Origin of the sequence: Photobacterium swingsii (assembly GCF_024346715.1) — a bacterium.
GTDB classification, from domain to species: domain Bacteria; phylum Pseudomonadota; class Gammaproteobacteria; order Enterobacterales; family Vibrionaceae; genus Photobacterium; species Photobacterium swingsii.
On the sequence record NZ_AP024852.1, the window covers coordinates 2929927 to 2946126 of the forward strand.

A 16200-nucleotide genomic window follows, 5' to 3' on the forward strand; every position below is an offset into this window, starting at 1 on the left:
CTTAACGGCTGCACAATGCTAAACAATAATATTCGCCCTGTGCGCCATAACCTTAAATGTAAATATTACTCACAAATGTACTCAACTGCTTCTAAGCCAAAGCCTGAAAGCGAATGGTAACGCTGTGTGCTTGATGATAGCAGACGCATTTTAGAGACACCTAAGTCAGATAAAATCTGCGACCCCACCCCGACTTGACGAGATTGATCTTTAGGGTTCAATTTCACCTTAGGTTGACCCGCACTATCTGCAGACAAGTGCTTCACTTTCGCAATAACAGCCTCTTGGCTTTCTTGCTTACTTAATACGACGAGAACACCACCTTCTTTAGCAATGCGCTTCATGGCATTTGGCAGTGTCCACTGAGTCGCACCAGAATGAAGAATATCTTTAAACGTATCTTGCAAGTGGACACGAACAACCGTTGGTTGATCCGCTTGAACATCACCTTTACGCAATGCGTAGTGGATTTGGTTATCGATAGTGTCACGGTAAGTGATCATATCGAACTCACCGAACTCGGTCGGCAACTGACATTCAGCAATGCGCTCAATGGTGGTTTCATTGTTATTACGGTATTCAATCAGATCCGCAATAGTACCTAACTTCAAACCGTGCTTTTCAGCAAACACTTCAAGTTGAGGACGACGCGCCATGGTGCCGTCTTCATTTAGAATTTCAACAATCACACTCGATGGCTCTAAACCAGCAAGACGTGCGATGTCACAACCTGCTTCGGTATGACCCGCACGCGACAACACACCACCCGCTTGCGCCATCAATGGGAAGATGTGGCCCGGCATAACAATGTCAGCAGCGGATGCATTAGCCGCAACGGCCGCTTCAACGGTACGTGAGCGATCAGCAGCAGAAATACCAGTAGTCACACCCTCTGCAGCTTCAATAGAAACAGTAAAATTGGTGCTAAATTGCTCAGTATTTTCTTGTACCATCAAGGGTAAGTTTAGCTGCTGACAACGCGCTTGAGTCAATGTAAGACAAATCAAGCCACGGCCATTGGTTGCCATGAAGTTGATTGCCTCTGGTGTGATTTTTTCGGCAGCAATAATAAGATCGCCTTCATTTTCGCGATCTTCATCATCCATCAAGATAACTATCTTACCTTGGCGAATGTCGTCAATAATTTCTTTTGCGCTGCTTAAAGCCATCTTAATCTCCTTAACTTAGAAAGCCGCTTAACCTAAAAAGCCGCTACGCGCGAGCAGATCCATGGTCACTTCTGACTGTTTATCTGCTGCTTTGTCACCTAACATTAGACGCTCAAGATAACGAGCAATCACATCTACTTCTAAGTTCACCTTGCGGCCAACTTTAAAGGCTTCCATTGTCGTTTCTGCCGCAGTATGCGGCACAATAGTAAGCTTAAATTCATTACCGCGAATGGCATTAATCGTCAGACTAATACCATCAATTGCCACCGAGCCTTTCTCTGCTAAATATTTAGCAAGGTGTTCAGGTGCGCTGACCCAAAACTCAATAGCACGACCAGTATGATGACGTTCGATAATTTCACCAACGTTATCAACATGCCCTGATACCATATGGCCACCAAAGCGAGTGGTTGGCAGCATGGCTTTTTCAAGGTTAACCACTTGCCCTGCTTGGTAATCTGCAAATGCGGTGCGTTTTAGTGTTTCTAACGATAAGTCAGCAACATAGCCATTACCCGTTAGCTGTACAACCGTCAGGCAAACACCGTTAGTCGCAATACTGTCGCCTAACTTAACATCAGCTAAATCCAAATCACCTGACGCAACCGTCACTGAAATATCTTTGCCTTTTGGCGTCAGTGCAGTGATAGTGCCCACTGCTTCAATAATACCTGTAAACATGAATATTTTTCCTTTCCGCAGATTACGGTGTTAAACCTGCTGTGATACTTCGGCTGTAATACGAATATCTGGGCCTACGGTACGTACATCTGAAATAGTAAGCTCTGGCACTTGCGTCATTGAGGTTAAGCCCAATACATCGATAAGACCACGGCTATCAGCCCCCATGAGTTTAGGCGCTTGATACAAGATAAGCTCATCGACTAACTGCGCTTTGATTAACGCGCCAGCTAACCCCGCCCCCGCTTCAACCCAGATATGATTGATATCATGATCACGCACTAACTGCTGCATCAGCGCTTTAAGGTCTAGCTGTGCCGTGTTCGAGGTATCCGTTATATCAAGCTCTGGGCTTGGCACGAGGATCTGCGAAACAGATTCAGGCCAAGCCAGTTGATCACACTGTTGACGAGCAAGCAATATCTGCCCTGGCAATTGAGCAAGACGACAGGTTGGAGAAACGCGGCTTTGGCTATCGATAATAATCCGCGTTGGCTGACGGAGATTGTCTTGAGGGTAATCAGCTTGTATATCCGCACTTAATTCAGACCAGCGGACATTCAACGACGGATCATCAGCAAGTACCGTGGCGCTAGTTGATAAAATCGCGCCCGCTTGAGCACGGTAGGCTTGAACATCAGCGCGGGCATGCGGGCTAGTGATCCACTTACTCTCACCATTAGCCAGCGCGGTTCGACCATCAAGGCTCGCTGCTAGCTTTAATTGCACAAATGGCAACCCTGTTTGCATGCGCTTGATAAAACCACGATTCAGCGCTTTGGCATCGGCTTCAAGTAAACCTGTTTGCACCTCAATGCCCGCGGCTTCAAGCATTGCAATGCCACGCCCTGCAACCTTAGGGTTTGGATCCACCATGGCACAGACAACACGTGTAACATTTGCTTTAACGAGCGCTTCAGCGCAAGGAGGGGTCCGGCCATAGTGAGAGCATGGCTCAAGCGTGACATAAGCCGTCGCTCCTTGGGCAAGCTCACCCGCCTCGCGAAGCGCAAAGACTTCGGCATGGGGTTGTCCAGCTTGGTAATGGTAGCCTTGACCAACAATGCGATCGCCTTGGGCAATCACGCAGCCCACATTGGGATTAGGAGCCGTAGTAAAACGGCCACGCTTTGCTAACTGCAAAGCGCGTAACATCATAGAATGATCTAGAGAAGAAAACATGCGTGGCTACTTTTCTAATTTAGCGATTTCTTCGCCAAACTCTCGAATATCTTCAAAACTACGATAAACAGATGCGAAACGGATATACGCTACTTTATCGAGTTCTTTTAACGCTTCCATGACCAAATTACCGATCATGTCAGACGCAACTTCACGCTCCCCTGTCGCACGCAGTTGAGACTTGATGGTATTGATCGCTTTTTCAATATCATCCGCGCTGACAGGACGTTTTTCTAACGCACGTTGAATACCACCACGCAACTTATCTTCGTTGAATGGGTCACGGTTACCGTTAGTTTTTATTACTCGCGGCATCACCAACTCAGCCGTTTCAAACGTAGTATAACGTTCATTACAAGCTAAACATTGACGACGGCGACGTACTTGGTGGCCATCAGCAACCAAGCGAGAATCGATTACTTTGGTGTCATTCGCACCACAAAAAGGACAGTGCATCGTGCCTCCTCATTTTCGTCGAATCAGTGTACCGCATTTCAAACGTTTATTGAGTATATATCCGCGGTTTTTACGCTTATTTAGTGCCTTCTTATTCCCCAACGCAAAACGGCACCTTAAAGGTGCCGTTTATTTATACGCGTGATATGAAATTATGCGTAAACAGGAAGACGCTTACAAATCTCTAATACTTTCGCTTTTGTTGCTTCAATCACTGCAGGGTTCTCGATATCGTCAAGAATGTCACAAATCCAACCCGCAAGTTGCTTGGTGTCTTCAGCCGTGAAACCGCGACGTGTAATTGAAGGCGTACCGATACGGATACCCGAAGTAACAAACGGGCTACGTGGATCGTTTGGTACACTGTTCTTGTTCACAGTAATGTTAGCAGCACCTAGTGCAGCATCTGCTTCTTTACCTGTGATGTTTTTGTTGATTAGGTCAACAAGGAAAAGGTGATTTTCAGTGCTACCAGAAACGATGTTGTAACCGCGCTCTAGGAACTCACCAACCATTACTTTTGCATTTTCAACAACACGCGCTTGATATTCTTTAAACTCAGGCTCCATTGCTTCTTTAAACGCTACTGCTTTTGCTGCGATAACGTGCATCAGTGGGCCACCTTGACCACCAGGGAATACTGCTGAGTTCAGTTTCTTGTATAGGTCTTCACCTTCACAAGAAAGAATAAGACCGCCACGAGGGCCAGCAAGCGTTTTGTGCGTAGTTGTTGTTACAACGTGCGCATGTGGTACAGGGTTAGGATATACACCAGCAGCAATTAAGCCAGCAACGTGAGCCATATCAACAAAGAAGTATGCGCCAACTTTATCTGCAATTTCACGCATTCGAGCCCAATCACACACTTGAGAGTAAGCAGAGAAACCACCTATGATCATTTTCGGTTTGTGTTCTACTGCTAGTGCTTCCATTTCTTCATAGTCAATCTGGCCCGCTTCATCAATGCCGTAAGGAATGATGTTGTAAAGCTTACCAGAGAAGTTAACAGGTGAACCGTGTGTTAAGTGACCACCGTGCGCTAGGCTCATGCCTAATACAGTATCGCCAGCATTTAGCAATGCCATGTACACAGCATTGTTCGCTTGAGAACCTGAGTGAGGTTGTACGTTCGCGTACTCTGCACCAAACAGCTGACATGCACGATCAATAGCAAGTTGTTCTGCTTTATCTACGAACTCACAACCACCGTAGTAACGCTTGCCAGGGTAACCTTCAGCATATTTGTTTGTTAGCTGAGAACCTTGTGCTTCCATTACACGTGGGCTTGTGTAGTTTTCAGAAGCAATTAACTCGATGTGCTCTTCTTGACGTGCAGTTTCTTCCTGAATAGCTGCAAACAGCTCAACGTCGTAATCGGCAATATTCATGTCGCGCTTTAGCATCTGTATCTCCTGACTCAGATAGGTATAACCACAAAAATCTAACAAAAACTGGATTCACGCAAAGCGAGTAACCATGCGGACGCAAACGTTTTCGTCTGACCAGTAACTGATGCCATATTTTACATAAATTGATCTAAATCAGATACCCTTCAAATTACTTTTTATTGGATTTCTTCATGTTTATTTTCAATGTCACCATGAATTCGTTTCATCTTTTCTACAATCCTCACTCAAAATGCACATACCAAGTGAATAGATTTATCAAGAAAGTCATTGAAATTAATATTTACAAGTCCGTAAATATATAATTACAGGCGATAAAAACCACCTACAGCCGTAACCTTCTTTCTTGTCATAAATGACTATATGATGCGCTCCAATACATCATACATTTTCATCTGGCCACCTAGCGGCAATAAAACTCAACCAGCATTAACTGAATGCGGATGATACAAGGAGCTATTTTTTGAGCAGTAACAAGCATTCTATTTCAGAAAACATTATCGCTATTCTTACAGGTACTTTCGTTGTAGCCCAAGGCGTGTTCTTTCTTCAGCAAGCCGACTTACTGACAGGTGGCACAACAGGTCTTGCCCTACTTGCGAGCCAGTTTATCGACCTATCCTTTGGCCAATTGTACTTTATGATGAACTGTCCATTTTACTTGATGGCTTGGTTCCGTATGGGTAAGTCATTTGCACTCACCAGTATTCTGTCTGGTGGCTTAGTGTCTATCATCACCGACAACCTTCATCACGTATTAGAAATCAGTCGCCTTGAACCGCTTTACTGCGCTTTAATCGGTGGCCTCTTAATGGGATTAGGTATGCTGATCCTTTTTCGCCATAAAACCAGCCTTGGTGGCTTTAACGTGCTAGTGCTGTTTTTACAAGAGAAAATGGGATGGTCTGCTGGCAAGCTGCAAATGGGCATTGATTTCAGCATACTGGTTGCCTCTTTCTTCCTCGTTAGCCCTATGATTTTGTTATTCTCGGTAGTGGGTGCCTTCATGCTGAATTTGGTCTTGGCAATGAACCACAAACCAGGTCGCTATAGCAGTGAGTTAAAAGCACAAACAAGCTCATCTTAGTTTGTTTAACGTCTAAGTGCTTAAACGTTTAAATGGCTGAATACTAAATCTCAGATGCAAAAAGAGGTCGCGATATGCGACCTCTTTTTGGTAATTGGTTATCTGTTTAATTAAACGATCATTGATTGTAAGCATTCAGCATCCACATTAGCTTTTCTTGCTCACGGATATAATCGCCCATCAATGCCGCTGTTCCTTCATCTTCAGCCTCACCCGCTAATCCTAAGATACTGCGTTGCATACCGAGTAACGTCTTAAAACCCGCTTGTAAGCCGCTAACACATTCACTCCCCGCATGCGCATTAAGGTGCTCTTGAATATCACTCACCTGAAGATACTGAGTAAAGCTATGTGATGGTGTGGCACCCAGTGTCAGCACACGCTCGGCTAACTCATCAATTTTTACTTGTAGATCAGTATAAATTTCTTCAAATTTTGCATGCAGTTCAAAGAACTCTTTGCCTTTTATATTCCAGTGATAACCACGCGTGTTCATGTAAAGTACTTGATAGTTCGCCAGTAGCGTATTGAGTTGTGCTGCCAATTCTTCAGATTTACCGCTATCAAGACCAATAATATTTTGCTTCAACATAATTCGATTCCTCTTTATTTTCTGCAATATTACGGCTGCGGACACGCTGACACCATTCGTCTTGCTTTATACATTTGATAGATAAAAACTATCAAGTTAGGGGCTTGTAAACCTCAAGATTCAGTGATTTTAAAATGCAAAAATCAACATCAACGTTTAATACTGGAAGCCAAAATAAACTTAGAATCTAAAAAGCAAGGAGGAGTAAAAGAGGAGCTTGCAAATGAAATGAATGAGTACGTTTCCTACCCACTGAGACCAATGAGTATCAGTCCCCATATAAGCAGCCACGATCAATAGGTGTAATTAATGTCTAAAACATTATAATCGACAGCTTCTGTATTTTTTGGAACTGAAGTATGCAACCTATTAAGTATAGGGCAGATGTCGACGGGTTGAGAGCTGTCGCTGTCATCGCCGTTATTCTCTTTCATTTAAACCCAGCATGGTTGCCTGGTGGCTTTGTCGGTGTCGATGTTTTTTTTGTCATATCTGGCTTCATCATTACTACATCGTTATACCCAAGTATCGATTCCAATGTTTTTTCTTTTTCTGACTTTTATATCAAGAGAATTAAGAGGATCCTGCCTTTATTTTACTTGGTCGTATTCTCTAGTTTAGTCGTCGCCTATATTTTATTCTTACCAAATGACCTTATCAATTATGCCGATAGCATGCGGTATGCGAGTGGATTCATTGCAAATATCTACTTTGAAAAACAGTCTGGATACTTTGCGCCTACTTCCGATTCACTACCATTGCTGCATATATGGTCTTTATCACTGGAAGAGCAGTTCTATTTTATATGGCCGATACTCTTATTGTGCAGTACAAAACTCTTTGCTAAACAGCACCTGTTAAAAATATTAGTCGCTTCATTCATTGGCCTAGTCTGTTATTCGCAATACTCAACCCTGATGTCCTCTTCATCAGCATATTATTTATTACAAAGCCGCGGCTTTGAGCTACTTGGTGGTGCAATATTAGCTATAGCTAGCATATTAAAACGTGAGCGCAATATTCACTTTTCGCCATTCACTCACAACCTCGTAGGCATGCTTGGCTTTGCGTCTATAATCACCATGTTTATTACGTACCATAAAGGAATGATCTTTCCAGGCTTTTCGGCACTATGGGTTGTTTTAGTGACCAGCTTAATTATCTTCTCTGGTGAACGTCAGGATAGTCGAGTATTCCAGCTGTTAAGTCATCGTAAAGTGGTTTTTGTTGGCACTTTATCTTACTCACTTTATCTATGGCATTGGCCTGTACTAGCATTTTATCGTTACTTTGATAACTCTTTTACTTTTAGCGATATGTTGCTTTGTATTACCCTGATCATTGTGCTTTCGTTACTCTCTTGGAAGTTTGTTGAAAAGCCGCTACGCCACACAAAAATACAGTCACGCTGGGTAGTTTTATTTTATTTAGTTTTACCTATCGCCCTGTCGATTTCTATCGCCAAAAATATCGTTGAAAATAAAGGCTATGCCGATAGATTTCCTAATGACGTTGTTGAGTTTTACCAAGTATCACTGGATGAATTTAAGTTCCACAAAGATGAGTATAAGGTTCTGGAGGGAGAGCAACCTTTCCAACCGACATTACTTGGTATTCAGTCTGATGAACAACAAAACTTAAATGCCTTTCTTTGGGGAGATTCTCATGGCGGACACTTCCGAAGCGCCGTTGACATTCTGGGCAAAGAGTATGGGTTCTCGGCCCTATATGGTGGCCTAGGTGGGTGCCCTCCTCTACTGGGGGCTAGCTTATTGAAAGGTGGAAAACCTGAAACACGATGTACCGATAATAATAATGAATTAGCCAAAGTTATTGCACAATCCACCGTGAAATATGTATTTCTCGCAGGGCGCTGGTCAATGTATACCGAAACAACACGTGCAGTAGGGGAAAGAGGCTCTCGTGTATACCTAGGCATGGACAATGACTATTCAGAAAGCATTGAGAATAGCCGCCAAACATTCTCTAAAAGTTTGGAAGCTACGGTTAAATTTTTGATTGAAAATGGAAAAGTACCGATTATCTTCGATCAAGCTCCCGCATATGATTTCAACCCAAGTAATTGCTGGTTAAAAAAATCAATGTACGAATCTTTTCGCCATGAAAATTGCGACATCCCTCAGGAAGAGGTCAATAAAAGGCAGAAAGCACACAAAGATATATTCAGCCAATTAGCTAAAAAGTACTCTGAAATCATCATTATCAACACTCAATCAGTCTTATGTGATGGCAATATTTGTAAAAGTAAGCTTGATGGCGTCCCACTCTACAACGATAACAATCACTTGAGTTATGAAGGGGCAAGGATTTTGATAAGAGAGTACTTACAACAAAAAGCGTCTTCCAACCTGAAAGCTACATTAGAACAATGATAATAAGGTGGCTTAACCGTCACCTTTATCAATCACTTTCAATTGAAGGCTGGCCTTGAAAACACTTGGCAAATTTCATTCAAGACAGAGGGAGCGCGGAATTTATAGCGTTCACATCACCCATGGATAAGATGTTTCATTCTCTGGCAAAGAGGAAGCGCGGAGTTTATAAGCATAAATGAGCACTTCCGATACAGCCAGAGGATGAAACAACGACGCCAGATTTAGATTGCGTCTTCGTCTTCTTCACCGGTACGAATACGAACAACGCGCTCGACATCAAACATGAAGATCTTACCGTCACCGATTTTGCCTGTTTGGGCGATTTCGATAATGGTTTCTATACATTGCTCTGCCACTTCATCAGCAACAACAATTTCAAGCTTCACTTTCGGTAGAAAGTCGACCATGTACTCTGCACCACGGTATAGCTCGGTGTGGCCTTTTTGACGCCCAAAACCTTTCACTTCAGAGACTGTCATCCCAGTGATGCCAACTTCGGCCAAAGCTTCACGTACATCATCTAACTTAAACGGCTTAATAATGGCTTCGATTTTTTTCATTTTCTCATCGTCCTTTTTGAGCGGAGGCTAATACAGGGATTATCTCAGAAACCCCTACTGTGCCTCAATGTATTTAAGCACTTAGATCATAAAGGATCATTATCATTGCGAGTGAAGATCAATGGGAGGATCCATCTTTTTCAACAATAAAAAGACGGCATAAAGCAAAATACTGACATTAAGAGCGAGCACAATATAGGCTCTTATTTCAACAGGGAAAAATAACGGGACGAAGGGCACCAAACTAAAGCTAAAAAACATAGTCGCGGCGGGTATAAAAAAATAAAGCGGTAAGAAGCCCCAATGGCGACCATTTAGTAACCCAACACTGGCCATAATCCCTGACATCAATACCAAAACGGTAATCACGACAGGCACTATACCCAACTGGTTATAACTAAACGCCAAAATGAAGGCATCAAGATTGCGCAGCAAACAAACGGTAACAATACAGCCCAATACGCGCAATGCCAGTGTGGATGTATATTGTTTTACAGTATCCAATGTGTATTTCATCCTTGAAAGTACAGCTGCTGTCTTAATCACTTATTCCATGTGATACAGACTGTGATCTGTGATGTAACGCTAAATGATAAGGCGTGCATTCTAAGAGGTACACGATAATGACTCAACACCAAACTCAACAATTTGGGCAACTGCTCAACTTTTCCAATAATTCTCACACTTTTTTTTGCTTTAAAACAAAAAAACCGCAGCTAAGCTGCGGTTTTTATTCGTTTCGTGATAACCAGCTAATTAGCCGATATTAACGCGTGCATTACGGAACATACGCATCCACGGGCTGTTTTCACTCCAGTCATCTGGATGCCATGAGTTCGCCACTGTGCGGAATACTCGCTCAGGGTGCGGCATCATAATAGTTACGCGGCCATCTTGGGTTGTCAGACCGGTAATACCGTTTGGCGAACCATTCGGGTTAGCCGGATAGTTTTGCGTTACATTACCAAAGTTATCAAGGTAACGTAGTGCCACTGTACCTGATTGTTCAATCGCAGCTAGGTGGTCAGCATTACGTACTTCTACGCGACCTTCACCGTGAGAGACAGCAATCGGCATGCGAGACCCCGCCATTTCATTGAAGAATAAAGAATCACTCTTCTGGACTTCAACTAAACTAAAGCGCGCCTCAAAACGCTCAGACTCATTACGCACGAAACGTGGCCATAGCTCTGCACCAGGGATCAAATCACGCAGATTTGACATCATCTGACAACCGTTACAGACACCTAAAGCTAGCGTGTCGTTACGATGGAAGAAGGCTTCAAATTGGTCACGTGCCATGTTGTTGAACAAGATAGACTTCGCCCAACCTTCACCCGCACCCAAGACATCACCGTATGAGAAACCACCACATGCAACTAAACCGTTAAAGCCATCTAGCTTCACATCACCCGATAAGATATCGCTCATGTGAACATCTTTCGCTTCAAAGCCAGCACGGTCAAAAGCAGCAGCCATTTCAACGTGTGAGTTGACACCCTGCTCACGCAAAATAGCCATTTGTGGTTTCGCACCCAGGTTAATTGCAGGAGCAATAAACGGCGCAGCCACATCTTCATTAATATCAAATGTTAGCTTAGTGTTTAGACCTGGGTCGCTGTTGTCTTTCTTCGCTTCAAACTCTTGCAATGCACCCGCAGGGTTATCACGCATCGCTTGCATTTGGTACGTTGTTTCCGCCCAAATCGTACGAAGTTCAGTACGGCTTTGCTCTAGCACTTGGTCGTTACCATTCCAGATGCGAACAATGTCTTCGTCAACCACAGTACCAATAATGTGGCTACATGCTTCTAAGCCGTTTGCAGCCAACACAGCGAGTACTGCGTCTAAATCTTCAGTGCGAACCTGTAGCACCGCACCCAACTCCTCGTTGAATAGGGTTGCCAGCACATCTTCACACGCATCGCCATCAGTGGTGTTCAAATCAACTTCGACACCAGTGTGACCCGCAAACGCCATTTCGGCTAGCGTCACGTATAAGCCACCATCACCACGGTCATGGTAGGCCAATACTTGCTCATCACGCACTAGCTGCTGAACAGCAGTGAAGAAACCTTTTAGTAACTCAGGGCTATCAACGTCTGCTGGCTTATCGCCAAGTTGCTTGTAAACTTGCGCTAGAGCCGTCGCACCTAGGCGGTTTTGACCACAACCTAAATCGATAAGCACTAGGCTTGAATCACCTTTATCTGTTCGCAGCTGAGGCGTAACGGTTTTACGTACATCTTCAACACGACCGAAAGCAGTAATCACTAGCGATAGCGGTGATGTCACTTCTTTGTGTTCACCGTCTTGTTCCCACTGGGTTTTCATCGACATCGAGTCTTTACCCACTGGAATCGTTAGACCAAGTGCGGGACACAGCTCTTCACCAACCGCTTTCACTGCTTCGTACAGACCTGCATCTTCACCTGGATGACCCGCTGGTGACATCCAGTTAGCCGATAGGTTAATACGCTTCATATCACCGATATCAGCACTTGCGATGTTAGTGATCGCTTCACCGACAGCTAAACGCGCTGATGCACCAAAATCAAGCAATGCAACCGGTGTACGTTCACCCATAGACATCGCTTCACCATGGTAAGTATCGTAACTTGCAGCCGTTACTGCACAGTTAGCTACAGGCACCTGCCATGGACCCACCATTTGGTCACGAGCAACGAGGCCAGTAACAGTTCGGTCACCAATGGTAATAAGGAATGTTTTTTCTGCAACCGCAGGCAAACGAAGTACGCGTTGAGTCGCTTCTTCTAAATCAATGCTTGAGCGGTCGATAGCTTGTCCTTGCACTTTTTGCGTTTTCACATCGCGGTGCATTTTCGGCGCTTTGCCCAATAGGATATCCATTGGCATATCAATTGGCGTATCGTCGAAATGGCTATCTTCTAGCGTTAGGTGACGCTCTTCAGTCGCTTCACCAACTACGGCGTACGGCGCGCGCTCACGCTTACAAATTGCATCGAAAGCAGCCATGTTTTCTGGCGCGATGGCCATCACATAGCGTTCTTGTGATTCGTTACACCAGATCTCTAGCGGGCTCATACCGGGTTCGTCATTTGGCACATCACGTAGCTGGAATTTACCGCCACGCTCACCATCATCGACCAACTCAGGCAATGCATTTGAGATACCGCCTGCACCCACATCGTGGATAAAGGCGATTGGGTTGTTTTCCCCCATCTGCCAACAACGGTCGATCACTTCCTGACAACGACGTTCCATTTCTGGGTTTTCACGCTGTACTGAAGCAAAATCTAAATCTTCTGCCGACTGACCAGATGCCATTGATGAAGCAGCACCACCACCCAGACCGATGTTCATCGCAGGACCACCAAGCACGATAAGCTTCGCACCAACAGGGATCTCTTTCTTCTGAACATGCTCGGCACGGATATTACCCATACCACCCGCAATCATGATTGGTTTGTGGTAGCCACGAACTTCTTCGCCATTGTGAGACGTTACTTTTTCTTCGTAAGTACGGAAATAACCCAATAGGTTTGGGCGACCAAATTCGTTATTGAATGCCGCGCCACCCAGCGGGCCTTCAAGCATAATATCTAATGCATTAACAATACGACCCGGCTTACCAAAATCCGTTTCCCAAGGCTGTTCAAAGCCAGGTACGCGCAAGTTAGAAACGGTAAAACCAACCAAACCCGCTTTAGGTTTACCACCAATCCCCGTTGCGCCTTCATCACGGATTTCACCGCCTGAACCTGTTGATGCGCCCGGCCAAGGTGAAATCGCCGTTGGGTGGTTATGCGTTTCTACTTTCATCAAGATATGTGCCGCTTCTTGATGGTAGTTATATTGGCGAGATTCTGGATTTGGGAAGAAACGACCAACTTCAGAGCCTTCCATTACCGCTGCATTATCTTTGTAAGCAGACAGCACGTAATCGTGGTTCTTCTCGTAGGTGTTTTTGATCATCTTGAACAATGACTTTTCTTGTTCGACACCGTCGATCGTCCAGTCAGCATTAAAGATTTTATGACGGCAGTGCTCTGAGTTTGCTTGAGCAAACATCATGAGTTCAATGTCATTTGGATTACGACCTAACTTAGTGAAGTTTTCTACTAAGTAGTCAATTTCGTCTTCTGCTAATGCTAAACCCAATGTTACGTTAGCTTCTTCAAGGGCTTGACGGCCACCAGCAAGAATATCAACAGATTTCACTGGCGCAGGCTCAGCTTGAACAAACAAAGCTTGTGCGGCTTCAAACTCACCGAAAACCACTTCCATCATGCGGTCGTGGATCAAGCCTTTTAGCTCAGCAAGATGTTCATCCGTTAATGTTGCAGTGGTTTCTACGTAATATGCCGTACCACGCTCTAAACGCTTAACATGTGTTAAGCCACAGTTGCGAGCGATATCAGTAGATTTAGAAGACCATGGCGAGATAGTGCCAGGGCGTGGCGTTACCAGCAGCAAAGTGCCAACTGGCTCATGCTCGGCAATCGTTGGACCGTAGGTCAGCAAGCTCGCAAGCTTGCTTTGCTCGTCAGCAGTAAGAGGCGCTGATAAATCAGCGAAGTGCATGAACTCGGCATAGATGCCAGTCACAGGCAGACCTAATTCGCGACAACGCTCTAATAGCTTATTAACGCGAAACTCAGATAGTGCGGGTGAACCACGCAAAATTTCCATGTGCGAACGACTCTCGATTAGCAGTTGAATGAAGGTGATATTGATCTGGTTATCTCAACATTAAATGCTCGATAACCACATCAATGTCACCTTTTTCAGCACTTACACGACTCAAGTTTCGAGGTGTATGGCTCATGTTTGGGCGTAGTATAAGGGAAATTGTTTGGTGACGTAACACCTGACGCAACCGTTTGCGTGTTTTTTTTTCATTCATGCGGTGTTTCAGCATAAAAAAAGCATTTTTCGATCATTTCCGTAGCATACTTGCCACAAAACCGTTCACACATATGCACTTCGCCGGCTATCTTAAATGCGGTATTGAGCAGATGATTACTATCAGGTTACTTTGAGGATTCGTCGTCATTTGGTATAAAGAACACCAAACTATAACGATGAGCATGTATATTTGAACAGTCATTCATTCAGTATCCGCTTCAAAACCTTGCTGCTAGTTACCCTAGCCTGTCTCGGACTCAGCGGATGTAAATGGCAAAGCCAACCTCAAGACGATTTAGAGCGTATCCGCGAAAGCGGTGTGCTTCGTGTTGGCACGCTGAATAATCAGCTTTCTTACTATATCGGTAGTGATGGCCCGACAGGTCTTGATTACGAACTCGCCCAGCGCTTTGCCAAAAAGCTGGGGGTTAAGCTTGAAATGCAACCTATGTTCACCCTCTCTGGGCTTTTCCCTGCGTTAAAACGTCACGATGTCGATATCATTGCGGCAGGACTCACCATTACCCCTGATCGTATCGAGGCATTCAAAGCGGCACCTGCTTACTATTTTGCTAGCCAAGTCGTTGTATATAAAAAAGGCAATTGGCGCCCACGTAAGCCCAGCGATCTCGCATTGAATAAGGGAAGCTTAAAAATAGTCAAAGGTTCAAGCCATGAAAAACGCTTACTGCAATTAAAAGAGTTATACCCAGATTTAGCGTGGGAAGCCTCTGACGACACAGACAGTGATGAACTACTACGGCTTGTTGCAACGGGGGAACTCGACTTCACCGTGGCTGACTCAGTCGATGTCGCTTTGCTGCAGCGTATTCACCCTGATATAGCTATTGCGATGGAACTAACCGAAGACGAACCCATTGCATGGTTTGTCAATCAATCGCCTAACGACAGCCTGTATGCACTACTGATTGAGTTTTTTGGCGATATCCAGCAGAGCGGCGAACTGGCAAACCTAGAAGAGAAATACTTCGGCCATGTGGATTCATTTGATTATGTTGACACCCGTGCATTCTTACGAGCCATAGAGAAAAAGTTACCTCGCTGGGAAGCACTCTTTAAGCAATATTCCAACGAATTTGACTGGCGGCTATTAGCAGCCTTGTCTTACCAAGAATCCCACTGGAACCCTCGCGCAGTATCGCCAACAGGTGTGCGTGGCATGATGATGCTAACGCTGCCAACAGCCAAATCCGTTGGTGTTAATAACCGCTTGGATCCCGAACAAAGCATTCGTGGCGGCAGCGCCTATTTACGCAAGATGATTGCACGCGTGCCAGACAGCATCGAAGAGCATGAAAAAGTGTGGTTTGCCCTCGCTTCTTACAATGTCGGCTTTGGCCACATGATGGATGCCCGTCGCTTAACCAAAAAGCAAGGTGGTAACCCTGATGCATGGAGTGATGTAAAGCAGCGCTTACCATTACTTCGTCAACGTAAGTACTACAGCCAAACCCGCTATGGCTATGCTCGTGGCGATGAAGCACTCAATTACGTAGAGAACATTCGTCGCTACTATCAAAGTATCATTGGTTACGAACAGGCACACAGCCAACCGGTTAACGATGAAGGTGTTGCCAACGTTGATGGATTGCAAATTATTCAAGCTCCACAAAAACAAGCTGGAGTGTTAAGTGAAGGCGTTGCAGCAGAGCCAGTATCGAGCAATGGCAAACCAGCCCAGTAACAACGGGGCTCACGCTGAACAGTAAACCTCTAAAAGCCTGTTAATCAACAGGCTTTTTTATTAATCCAACCGC

The 16200-nt window shown here is 44.7% G+C and carries 12 protein-coding genes; 3 read left to right on the forward strand and 9 right to left on the reverse strand.

Annotation, left to right across the window (positions count from 1 at the left end; translation table 11 throughout):
• Window positions 1–65 precede the first annotated feature (65 nt).
• The 5 genes from ribBA to glyA all read right to left on the reverse strand — a co-directional run bounded on the left by ribBA (window position 66) and on the right by glyA (window position 4894).
• Entirely contained in the window at window positions 66–1169 is a 1104-nt protein-coding gene (ribBA, locus tag OCU77_RS13315; RefSeq protein ID WP_048898132.1) for a bifunctional 3,4-dihydroxy-2-butanone-4-phosphate synthase/GTP cyclohydrolase II, read from the reverse strand.
• Between the two features lie 27 nt (window positions 1170–1196).
• Window positions 1197–1853 (reverse strand): riboflavin synthase, encoded by a 657-nt coding sequence (locus OCU77_RS13320; protein ID WP_048898131.1) that lies wholly within the window; start codon window positions 1851–1853, stop codon window positions 1197–1199.
• A gap of 30 nt (window positions 1854–1883) precedes the next feature.
• Window positions 1884–3035, reverse strand: coding sequence for a bifunctional diaminohydroxyphosphoribosylaminopyrimidine deaminase/5-amino-6-(5-phosphoribosylamino)uracil reductase RibD (ribD, locus tag OCU77_RS13325; RefSeq protein WP_107302768.1), 1152 nt, complete (start codon window positions 3033–3035; stop codon window positions 1884–1886).
• 6 nt (window positions 3036–3041) lie between these two features.
• Window positions 3042–3491, reverse strand: coding sequence for a transcriptional regulator NrdR (gene nrdR, locus OCU77_RS13330; RefSeq protein ID WP_048898130.1), 450 nt, complete (start codon window positions 3489–3491; stop codon window positions 3042–3044).
• A gap of 152 nt (window positions 3492–3643) precedes the next feature.
• Window positions 3644–4894, reverse strand: a complete 1251-nt coding sequence (gene glyA / locus OCU77_RS13335) for a serine hydroxymethyltransferase (protein WP_048898129.1) — start codon at window positions 4892–4894, stop codon at window positions 3644–3646.
• Window positions 4895–5360: 466 nt separating this feature from the next.
• Here glyA and OCU77_RS13340 point away from each other — a divergent pair, with 466 nt between their 5' ends.
• Window positions 5361–5984, forward strand: a complete 624-nt coding sequence (locus OCU77_RS13340; RefSeq protein ID WP_048898128.1) for a YitT family protein — start codon at window positions 5361–5363, stop codon at window positions 5982–5984.
• Window positions 5985–6102: 118 nt separating this feature from the next.
• Here OCU77_RS13340 and OCU77_RS13345 read toward each other — a convergent pair whose 3' ends face one another.
• Window positions 6103–6576 (reverse strand): Dps family protein, encoded by a 474-nt coding sequence (locus OCU77_RS13345; RefSeq protein ID WP_048898127.1) that lies wholly within the window; start codon window positions 6574–6576, stop codon window positions 6103–6105.
• Window positions 6577–6935: 359 nt separating this feature from the next.
• Here OCU77_RS13345 and OCU77_RS13350 point away from each other — a divergent pair, with 359 nt between their 5' ends.
• Entirely contained in the window at window positions 6936–8969 is a 2034-nt protein-coding gene (locus OCU77_RS13350) for an acyltransferase family protein (RefSeq protein WP_107302769.1), read from the forward strand.
• Between the two features lie 224 nt (window positions 8970–9193).
• On the opposite strand, the gene glnB is transcribed toward OCU77_RS13350, so the two are convergent.
• From glnB to purL, 3 genes are all read right to left on the reverse strand, one after another.
• Entirely contained in the window at window positions 9194–9532 is a 339-nt protein-coding gene (glnB, locus tag OCU77_RS13355) for a nitrogen regulatory protein P-II (protein WP_048898126.1), read from the reverse strand.
• A gap of 102 nt (window positions 9533–9634) precedes the next feature.
• Window positions 9635–10036, reverse strand: a complete 402-nt coding sequence (locus OCU77_RS13360) for a hypothetical protein (RefSeq protein ID WP_239685896.1) — start codon at window positions 10034–10036, stop codon at window positions 9635–9637.
• Between the two features lie 252 nt (window positions 10037–10288).
• Window positions 10289–14206: a phosphoribosylformylglycinamidine synthase gene (gene purL / locus OCU77_RS13365; RefSeq protein ID WP_107302770.1), complete on the reverse strand. Its 3918-nt coding sequence runs from the start codon at window positions 14204–14206 to the stop codon at window positions 10289–10291.
• 406 nt (window positions 14207–14612) lie between these two features.
• On the opposite strand from purL, the gene mltF reads away from it, so the two are divergent.
• Complete coding sequence (gene mltF, locus OCU77_RS13370; RefSeq protein WP_048898124.1) at window positions 14613–16127, forward strand: membrane-bound lytic murein transglycosylase MltF; 1515 nt, start codon at window positions 14613–14615, stop codon at window positions 16125–16127.
• The last annotated feature ends 73 nt before the right edge of the window (window positions 16128–16200 follow it).